General features: G+C 62.9%; 10 protein-coding genes. 4 read left to right on the top strand and 6 right to left on the bottom strand.

All coding sequences use genetic code 11. The features are described from left to right. Positions 1–222 precede the first annotated feature (222 nt). On the bottom strand, positions 223–1,356 hold the full coding sequence (odc2, locus tag EOA86_RS11555) for an ornithine/lysine decarboxylase (RefSeq protein ID WP_095492696.1): 1,134 nt from the start codon (positions 1,354–1,356) through the stop codon (positions 223–225). Between the two features lie 541 nt (positions 1,357–1,897). Between odc2 and EOA86_RS11550 the strand changes: the two genes are divergently transcribed. The 4 genes from EOA86_RS11550 to EOA86_RS11535 all read left to right on the top strand — a co-directional run bounded on the left by EOA86_RS11550 (position 1,898) and on the right by EOA86_RS11535 (position 5,900). Continuing rightward, positions 1,898–3,097: an amidase gene (locus tag EOA86_RS11550; protein ID WP_128341741.1), complete on the top strand. Its 1,200-nt coding sequence runs from the start codon at positions 1,898–1,900 to the stop codon at positions 3,095–3,097. A gap of 1 nt (position 3,098) precedes the next feature. Beyond that, positions 3,099–3,998 carry a LysR family transcriptional regulator gene (locus EOA86_RS11545; protein WP_029349706.1) on the top strand — a complete coding sequence of 300 codons (900 nt, stop codon included), beginning with the start codon at positions 3,099–3,101 and terminating at the stop codon, positions 3,996–3,998. Between the two features lie 86 nt (positions 3,999–4,084). Next, positions 4,085–4,753: a DUF1007 family protein gene (locus tag EOA86_RS11540; RefSeq protein ID WP_029349704.1), complete on the top strand. Its 669-nt coding sequence runs from the start codon at positions 4,085–4,087 to the stop codon at positions 4,751–4,753. Positions 4,754–4,757: 4 nt separating this feature from the next. Then, a complete protein-coding gene (locus tag EOA86_RS11535; RefSeq protein ID WP_128341739.1) occupies positions 4,758–5,900 on the top strand; it encodes a nickel/cobalt transporter in 1,143 nt (380 codons plus the stop codon). 32 nt (positions 5,901–5,932) lie between these two features. Here the strand turns inward: EOA86_RS11535 and denD are convergent, their stop codons facing one another. The 5 genes from denD to EOA86_RS11515 all read right to left on the bottom strand — a co-directional run. Then, positions 5,933–6,910, bottom strand: coding sequence for a D-erythronate dehydrogenase (gene denD / locus EOA86_RS11530; RefSeq protein ID WP_128341737.1), 978 nt, complete (start codon positions 6,908–6,910; stop codon positions 5,933–5,935). A gap of 1 nt (position 6,911) precedes the next feature. Continuing rightward, the gene (locus tag EOA86_RS11525; RefSeq protein ID WP_029349698.1) at positions 6,912–7,118 is read right to left on the bottom strand and encodes a hypothetical protein; all 207 of its coding nucleotides are present in this window, start codon (positions 7,116–7,118) and stop codon (positions 6,912–6,914) included. Positions 7,119–7,181: 63 nt separating this feature from the next. Beyond that, the gene (locus tag EOA86_RS11520; protein ID WP_128341735.1) at positions 7,182–8,195 is read right to left on the bottom strand and encodes a cation diffusion facilitator family transporter; all 1,014 of its coding nucleotides are present in this window, start codon (positions 8,193–8,195) and stop codon (positions 7,182–7,184) included. A 13-nt stretch (positions 8,196–8,208) separates the two neighbouring features. Further along, complete coding sequence (locus tag EOA86_RS38555; protein WP_164891685.1) at positions 8,209–8,373, bottom strand: hypothetical protein; 165 nt, start codon at positions 8,371–8,373, stop codon at positions 8,209–8,211. 15 nt (positions 8,374–8,388) lie between these two features. After that, positions 8,389–8,906 (bottom strand): GNAT family protein (locus EOA86_RS11515; protein WP_164891684.1); only part of this gene is annotated, 518 nt, incomplete at its 5' end.

The raw sequence follows: 8,906 nt of genomic DNA, 5'->3' as shown, positions 1-8,906 counted from the left end.
GCCCCACGCAGTCCAAGAGAGGTCGCGACAGCTGAGCCGACCCGCTCTGGCCGCTTTGCAGCCATCTCCCCCTCTAGGGGGGAGATTTGCCGGCCGAAAGCGCCTTCAACAATGAAATCCACAATTTCCATTTCCGCGATCCTTCACGAGCGGATTGTTCCACAGGCGAACCGAAGCGGGCGATCTCGTCGCCCGCACCGGGTGATCTGAGGGCCGAAGCCGTCAGATCACGTAGGATCGGAGAGGCTCGAAGCCGTTGAAGGCGACCGAGGCGTAGGTCGTCGTGTAGGCGCCGGTGCCCTCGATCAGCACCTCGTCGCCGATGGTCAGCGACAGGGGCAGCGGATACGGCGTCTTCTCGTACATCACGTCGGCCGAATCGCAGGTCGGGCCGGCGAGCACGCAGGGTGCGGTCTCGGTGCCGTCATGCGCGGTCACGATTGGGTAGCGGATCGCCTCGTCCATCGTCTCGGCGAGACCGCCGAACTTGCCGATGTCGAGGAACACCCAGCGCACATTGTCATTGTCGGCCTTCTTCGAGATCAGCACGACTTCCGACTTGATGACGCCGGCATTGCCAACCATGCCGCGGCCCGGTTCGATGATCGTCTCGGGAATCGCGTTGCCGAAATGCTTGCGCAGCGCCGAGAAGATCGCTTGGCCATAGGCCTGCGCCACCGGCACATCCCTGAGGTAACGGGTCGGAAAACCGCCGCCCATATTGACCATCTTCAGAACGATGCCTTCCTCGGCAAGCGTGACGAAAACCTTTTTGGCGTCGCCGAGCGCGCGGTCCCAGGCGGTCAGATCGGTCTGCTGCGAGCCGACATGGAACGACACGCCATAGGCGTCGAGGCCGAGCGTCCTGGCATGGCGCAGCACGTCGACCGCCATCGCCGGCACGCAGCCGAACTTGCGCGACAGCGGCCATTCGGCGCCTTCGCCGTCGGTCAGCACGCGGCAGAACACACGGGCGCCGGGTGCAACGCGGGCGATCTTCTCGACCTCCTCGACGCAGTCCACCGCGAACAGCCGGATGCCGAGCTGATAGGCGCGCTGGATGTCGCGCTCCTTCTTGATGGTGTTGCCGAAGGAGATGCGGTCCGCCGGCGCACCGGCGTCCATCGCCATCTCGACTTCGGCAACGGAAGCGGTGTCGAAGGACGAGCCCATCGCAGCAAGGAGGCGCAGAATTTCCGGCGCCGGGTTTGCTTTCACCGCATAGTAGATTTTCGAATCGGGAAGCGCCTTCTCGAAGGCGCGAAAATTGTCGCGCACGACATCGAGATCGACGACGAGGCAAGGGCCGTTCGGACGTCGGGTGGCGAGGAAGTCAAGGATGCGCTGGGTAGCCATCGGGGTCTCTCCATCAGCGCCTTTCGGCGCGCACAAAGGCTGCGGGACGCGGGTCATCGACCTCGCGAACACGCGGTGGACAAAGGCGGGACGTCAAATCATGGAACCAGCCGGTGGAGACCCCGGAACCATGAACGCCGTCTCGCGGCGGTGAACCTTGGCCTTGCCCGGCCTAGGTTCGCTTTGTCTGCCTTGGCTTGGATGGGAGACCCGTCCGCACTGCCGGCAATGAAGGTGTGCCTCTTCAGTAACCCCGGTCTTTGGACGACCGGCAGAACACCAGAAAGGCCCGCACCGTCGTTGCTTCAAGGTGTCCTCGGTCTGGCGGTTGGCCGCTAAACCGACTGGAGGGGTTAGCTCCAGTTACCTTACCGATATCCCTCACCATTTTGAGGATCGGCGGACACCCACAGGCACGTGCGACTTTGGGCAAGCGCGATATAAGGTCGAAGGATTTCACAATCAATAAAAATCGTACGCCAGGTTGTAAAATTCCTGGCGCCGAACAATGTTGCAACAACAGTATCCGGATATCGAACGCATGGCAGGCACTTGCGGCCCTCTGAACGCTTTTCTCGACCTTAGCAATATCCCCGTGTCCAATGCGCAATCCGGCCCGCTTGCCGGCCTGCGGCTGGCCGTCAAGGATATTTACGACGTCGCCGGCTACCGCACCGGCTGCGGCAATCCGCAGAAACACCGGGAGGCTTCACCCGCCTCGGCGACAGCGTCGGCCGTCCAGGCGCTGCTTGATTCGGGCGCGCGCTTTGTCGGCAAGACGCAGACCGACGAGTTGGCCTTCTCCCTGATGGGGCTGAACGCGCATTTTCCGTCGCCGGTCAATCCGGCAGCGCCGGACCGCGTCACCGGCGGCTCATCCTCCGGTTCCGCCGCCGCGGTTGCCGGCGGGCTGGCCGAGATTGCCATCGGATCCGACACCGGTGGCTCGATCCGCGCGCCGGCAAGCTTTTGCGGCTTGATCGGCCTGAGGACCACGCATGGCCGCATTTCGCTTGAAGGCGCCATGCCGCTGGCCCCTTCACTGGACACGTTCGGCTGGTTCGCCAGGGACATGGCCACCTACGAAAAGGTCGGCACGGTGCTGCTCGACGACGATCGGCAACGCCACGACTTGGCACGCGCCCTCGGCCTCGACGCGCTGGACCGCCTCGTGCTCGGCCCGCAGCAGGCCGACGAATATCGCGCCATGGTCCGCACTGTCGCTTCGGTGCTGGGCGCGCCGCGCACCGTTGCCCCGCTGTCGCATTCCACCGATGATCTCTATTGGTGCTTCCGCAAGCTGCAGGGGTACGAGGCCTGGCAAAATCATGGTGCCTGGATCTCGCAGGGTGACCGGATGCTCGGCCCCGGCGTCAAGGAGCGTTTCGAGCATGGCGCGACCATCGACCTCGCAACCGCACGACGCGAAACGGAACGTCGCGTTTCGTTTCGTATTGAACTTGCCGACCTGCTTGGCGAAGACGGTGTTCTTGTGCTGCCGACCGCTCCAGGTGCCGCCCCGCTCAAGTCCGCCTCATTCGACGAATTGCAGACCTATCGCGAGCGCGCGCTAAGGCTGCTGTGCCTTTCCGGCTTGTCCGGCTTTCCGCAGATCACCCTGCCGCTGGGCAAGACCGACGGCGCGCCATTCGGCCTCTCGCTGCTTGGACCTGAGAACAGCGACCGGCAGCTGCTGACGCTTGCCGCGCGTATCCTTTTAGCTCACCAAGGGAGCGCATGACATGGACACGCTGACCCGCATGCGCGCCTTTATTGACGTGGTCGAGGCCGAAGGTTTTTCGGCAGCGGCGCGCAAGATCGGCCGCTCCAAGGCGCTGCTATCGAAATATGTGCGCGAGCTGGAGGACGAGCTCGGCGCGTTGCTGCTCAACCGCACCACCAGGCAGTTCTCGCTGACCGAGGCCGGCCACACTTATTACCGCCGCGCCTCGGAAATCGTTCGCGAGGTCGACAGCCTGGCCGATGCGGTGCGTGAATCCTCCGGCGACGTTCGCGGCAGGATCAAGCTGTCGGCGCCGCGCACTTTTGCTGACGCACCGATCGGCCAGTCGCTGATCGACTTCGCCAAGCAGCATCCCGACATCGTGCTCGACATTCATCTCGACGACCGCTTCGTCGATCTGGTTGAGGAAGGTTTCGATCTCGCCGTGCGCATTTCGCGGCTGGAAAACTCCTCGCTGATCGCGAGGCGCCTGGCGCCGTTTTCGGTGCGGCTCTGCGCATCTCCCGAACTGATCGCCAAGCACGGCATGCCGGTGCGCCCGCAGGACCTTGGCCGCGTGCCCTGCATCATCGACACCAATGGCCGCTGGCTGACCAACTGGCCGTTCAAGGGCGACAGCGGCGATACGGTAACCGTTTCGGTCTCCGGTCCGATCGAGGTCAACAGTCCGATGGCGGCAAGGGCCGCCGCCGTGGCGGGATTGGGATTTTCCATCCTGCCGGATTTCATCGCCGCGCCCGACATAGAAAGTGGCCGGCTGGTGGCCGCGCTGGATGACCGCATCCTACCGGGTGGCGGCATCTTCGCCGTCTATCCACACCGGCGCTATTTGCCTGCGAAGGTTCGCGTCTTTGTCGATTTCCTGGTGCAGTGGTTCAAGACGATTGACAACGCATGAGCTTTCAGCCGCCTTGCGGTCCCATTTTCGCCCCCTTTCTGGTAACTCTCGATATTTTACCCAAGCTGATGGAATCGCGACCGAGAATGCACCTGAAACGGCAAGCAATCATCATGGCTTCGGCCATAGCGGCGACATTTGCCACGGTCGGGCCAGCCGAGGTGCATCCGCACGTCTTCGCCGAGGCTCGCCTCGAAGTGGTCCTCAGTCCGGATCACCAAACTGTGAAGGCTTTGCGCCATCTCTGGCGCTTCGACGATTTGTTTTCGAGTACGGTTATGATGGAATTCGACAAGAATTCCGACCTGAAGCTCGACGACAAGGAGTTGAAGGAAGTCGCCGACACCGTCCATGCTTCGCTGGCGGAGTTCAATTACTTCCAGCTCGTCACCGTCGACGGCAAGGACGAGGCGATGAACCCGCCGCCGCAGCTGATGGCCAATTTCGAGAACGATCAACTCATCATCCTGTTCGAATCCGAACCGAAGGCACCGATGAAGTTGGCCGGCAAGATCGATATCGGCGTCTACGACCCGACCTTCTACACGGCGATCGATTTCACCGAGGATGCCAATCTGCAAGTCGATGGCATGCCGTCGACATGCGCGAGCAAAGTCGTTCGTCCGAACCCCGACGAGGCGCTCGCCGAGAACCAGAAGACCCTGACGGACGCCTTCTTCAACGATCCGACAGGCACCGATATGAGCAAGATCTTCGCGACCAAGCTTGAACTGAACTGTCAGCCAGAAGGATAATCCGGTGACGAAACCGTCCCTGCGTTTGGCCTTCGGCCTTTTGGCCGTCGCCCTTGTGACGACGCACTTCCTCGGCGCCGCCCACGCCCAGAGCTCGCTCGGCATCGGCACCAATGACGGGATGGCTCCCACCACCGGCCCATTCGCCCACATCCTGATGTGGATCAACCTGCGCCAGCAGGAATTCTACCGCGCGCTCGCCGGCGCAATGAAGGCGATGCGCGAGGACGGCAACAAGCTGTGGCTGCTTATCGGCCTGTCCTTCGCCTATGGCGTTTTCCATGCTGCCGGCCCCGGGCACGGCAAGGCGGTGATCTCGTCCTACATGGTCGCGAACGAAGTCGCGCTCAAGCGCGGCATCATGCTGTCCTTTGTCTCGGCCCTGCTGCAGGCGCTGACGGCGATCCTCGTGATGATGCTCGCCTACTTCGTCCTGCGCGGCACCACCATATCGATGACCGATGCGGCATGGTTCCTCGAAATCACGAGCTTTGTCTTCGTCACCCTGTTCGGCGCCTGGCTTTTGTGGCGCAAGGCCGGCCCCGCTATCCTTCGCCTGTTCGGCGCCAACCCTCCCTACAGCCTGTCAGCGGCCCATGCCGGCCACTCACATGCAGGCCACTCACATGCAGGCCACTCACATACGCATTCAGTGCATGCGCTTCACCCACATGGCCATGACGGCCACGACCATCATCACGGCGCACGCGACCATCATCATGACCATGGCGGGCACGATCACCATCACGATGCGGGGGGCGAAGTCTGCGAGACGTGCGGGCATTCACACGCGCCCGACCCGACGCTGCTTTCCGGCGACCGCTTCGACTGGCGCACCGCCTGGTCGGCGGTGGCTGCGGTCGGTATCCGGCCCTGCTCGGGCGCGCTGATCGTGCTGAGCTTTGCGATGCTCAACGGGTTGTGGGTCGGCGGCATCCTGTCGGTGCTGGCGATGGCGCTCGGCACCGCGATCACGGTCTCGATCTTGGCGACGCTGGCGGTGACCGCCAAGAACTGCGCGGTCTATTTCGCCGGTGACGGCCGCATGGGCAACCGCATACATTCGATCGTCGAGATCGGCGGCGCAGCCTTCGTTTTCCTGTTCGGGCTGCTGCTGCTTTCGGCCAGCCTGACCGCTGGCGGATGACGCCTTCGCCCGTCCGATCGAACGCGCGTTAGCTAACCGGCAATTTTGCCGTCCAGCTCGTCCTCGATGTGGACCCGGATGATATCGTCGAAGCTGGTTTCGGCGGCAAAGCCAAGCTCCCTCGACCGCCGCGCTTCGAACCGTGTCGGCCAGCCCTTGACGATCGCCCAGATCGTATCGTCGGGCTCCTCGCGGATCAGTTTCACCGCCTCGGCGCCGGCAATGCGTTCCAAGGCCTCGATCTGCTCGCCGACCGTGACGGCGACACCGGGCATCGTCAGATTGCGGCGTGGCCCGACGGCGCTGCCGTCGATCCCTGCTGCGTGGATCAAAAAATTCACCGCGGAGCGCGGGCTGGCGTGGGTATGCACGACAGAGCGCGGCACCGGCAATATCGCTTCCTGGCCGCTCAACGGCTCGCGGATGATGCCGGAGAAGAAGCCTGACGCGGCCTTGTTGGGCTTGCCGGGCCTGACGCAGATGGTCGGCAGCCTGATACCGATGCCGTCGAAGAAGCCGCGCCGCGTATAATCGGCGAGCAATGCTTCGCCCATCAGCTTCTGCGTGCCGTAGGAGGTCAATGGCGTCGGGTGGAATTCGTCGGGGATGATGTCCGGGAACGGTGCGCCGAACACGGCGATCGACGAGGTGAAGACGACGCGTGGCGCAAACCCCGCCAGCCTTATGGCATCGAACAGCGCCCGTGTGCCGTCGAGATTGACGCGATAACCGAGATCGAAATTGGCTTCCGCCTCGCCCGACACGACGCCGGCGAGATGGAAGATCACGTCGGGGCGCGACGCGACCAGCCGTTCCCTCCCGCTCGCCGCGGCGAGATCGCCTGTATGGATAGTGACACCGACGCCTTCCAGTGCCGGCGCCTGCGGCGGCACAATATCGTGAAGGTCGAGCGCGGCGATCCTCCGGCCGCTGAGCGTTCCGTCCTTCGCCAGCCGGGCGATGAGCTTGCGGCCGACCATGCCTGCCGCGCCGGTAATCAAAATACGCATATCAATGATCCTTTTTGCGCTGGCTGCGGCCACGCAGCCAAAACACGACGAAAATGGCCACCATGAAGACAGCGGCAATAACAGCGGCAAGAATGGTCGAGACTCGGCCGACCGCCAGCATCACGGTTGGCAAATAGTAGGCGGCGATGCCGAACAGCAGCAGCACCCAGAGGGCGCCTATCGCCGCGTTGCGCGTGTCGCGATCCATCACGTGGCCCTGACGCGGCGGGAATTCATCAAGTTCGTTACCAATGCTATGTAACTCCCGGTGTCAGTGACAGTGGCCATGATGCGGAGCCGCATCGTGCGCATGGTCGTGCTCGCCATCGTGCCCATCGTGCCCATCGTGTCCATCGTGGCTGTCGTGGCTGTCGGCGCAATGGCCGAATTCCGGTTCTACGGTGGCGTGGGCAATGCCATGCTCGGCGGCAAGCCGCTTCTTGATGGCGCTGACCGCTTTGTGAGCATCAACGCCATCGTTGAGGCAGGCATGCAAGGTCGCCATGTTGCTCGACCCGTCGAGCGACCAGACATGCATGTGATGCACCTCGCGCACGCCCTTGACCGTCCCCTCTATGTCCCTTGCGATCAGGTCGCGATCGAGGCTCGCCGGCACGCCCTCGAGCAGGACATGGGCTGCTTCGCGCATCAGCGACCAGGCCGTGGACAGGATCAGCAGCGAGACAAGGACGGACAGGATCGGATCGATAGGCGTCCAGCCCGTTGCCAGGATGATCAGCGCAGCTATGATCGCCGCCGCCGAGCCAAGCAGGTCGCCGAGCACGTGCAGGATGGCACCGCGCATGTTCAGGCTGTCGCGGTCGCCGCCATGCAGCACGAAGAAGGAGCCGATATTGACCAGCAGACCGGCGATCGCGACGACCAGCATCGGCCCGCCGAGCACGGGCGCAGGTGTCAGCAGGCGTTCCCAAGCCTCATAGATGATCCACAGCGCAATGGCGAAGATGGCGATGCCGTTGGTATAGGCCACCAGCGTTTTGACCCGGCCGAAACCATAGGTGAGGCGAACGGTGGCCGGCCGGCCGGCCAGATGAAAAGCATACCAGGCAAGGCCGAGCGCGATACAATCGGCGAGCATGTGGCCGGCATCCGCCAGCAGCGCCAGTGATCCGGTGAAGAGACCGCCGAGCGCTTCCACGACCATGAAGCCGGCGGTCAGGCAGGCTGCGATCAGCACCCGTTTCTTGTCGGTCGAGCCGTGCACAGGACCCGCGCCGTGGCTGTGGTCATGCCCGTGCGAACCATGGTCATGGGTGTGCGCCATCTGCGAACTCCTGTTAGAGCCTGATCCATCCCGGCAGAATCGGGATGGAGGCTTTATCTTCCTGTTTGACCATGATCTTGCCCGAACCGAAGGTCAGCGCAGCAAAAACCGGCTTCCACTTTTCGGGATCATGGTCCTTCTTGTTTGACCATGATCTTGCCCGAAACCCGGCTTCCACTTTTCGGGATCATGGTCAGGCGCCGAACTCGGCGCGGAAATCCTCGAGCCGTCGCTTCTGGCGGCCGTCGCCATCGAAATTGGCCGGATCGAGCCATGCCTCATAGGCTCTGCGTAGTGCCGGCCACTCCTTGTCGATGATCGAGTACCACGCGGTATCGCGGTTTTCGCCCTTGACCACAAGATGCTGGCGGAAAATGCCCTCGAACTTGAAGCCGAAACGTTCCGCCGCGCGCTTCGACGGCTCGTTGCGGTTGTTGCATTTCCATTCGTAGCGGCGATAGCCAAGCTCGTCGAAGATGTATTTCATGAACAGAAACTGCGCTTCCGTCGCCGCCGGCTTGCGCGAGATCAGCGGCCCCCAATAGATGTTGCCGATCTCGATCACGCCATAGGCCGGATCGATGCGCATCAGCGTCTGGCGTCCGGCGACCTTGCCGCTGGCCTTGTCGATGACCGCGAAGAAGAGCGGGTCCTCGCTGGCTTCGGCCTTGTCCAGCCATGGCTGGAAGGCGGCGCGGGTCTGCGGTGGAT

This window comes from Mesorhizobium sp. M5C.F.Ca.IN.020.32.2.1 (assembly GCF_004023105.1).
Lineage (GTDB): Bacteria > Pseudomonadota > Alphaproteobacteria > Rhizobiales > Rhizobiaceae > Mesorhizobium > Mesorhizobium wenxiniae.
Note: the sequence above shows the minus strand (reverse complement) of the source record. Positions and strands in the feature narration are given on the sequence as shown.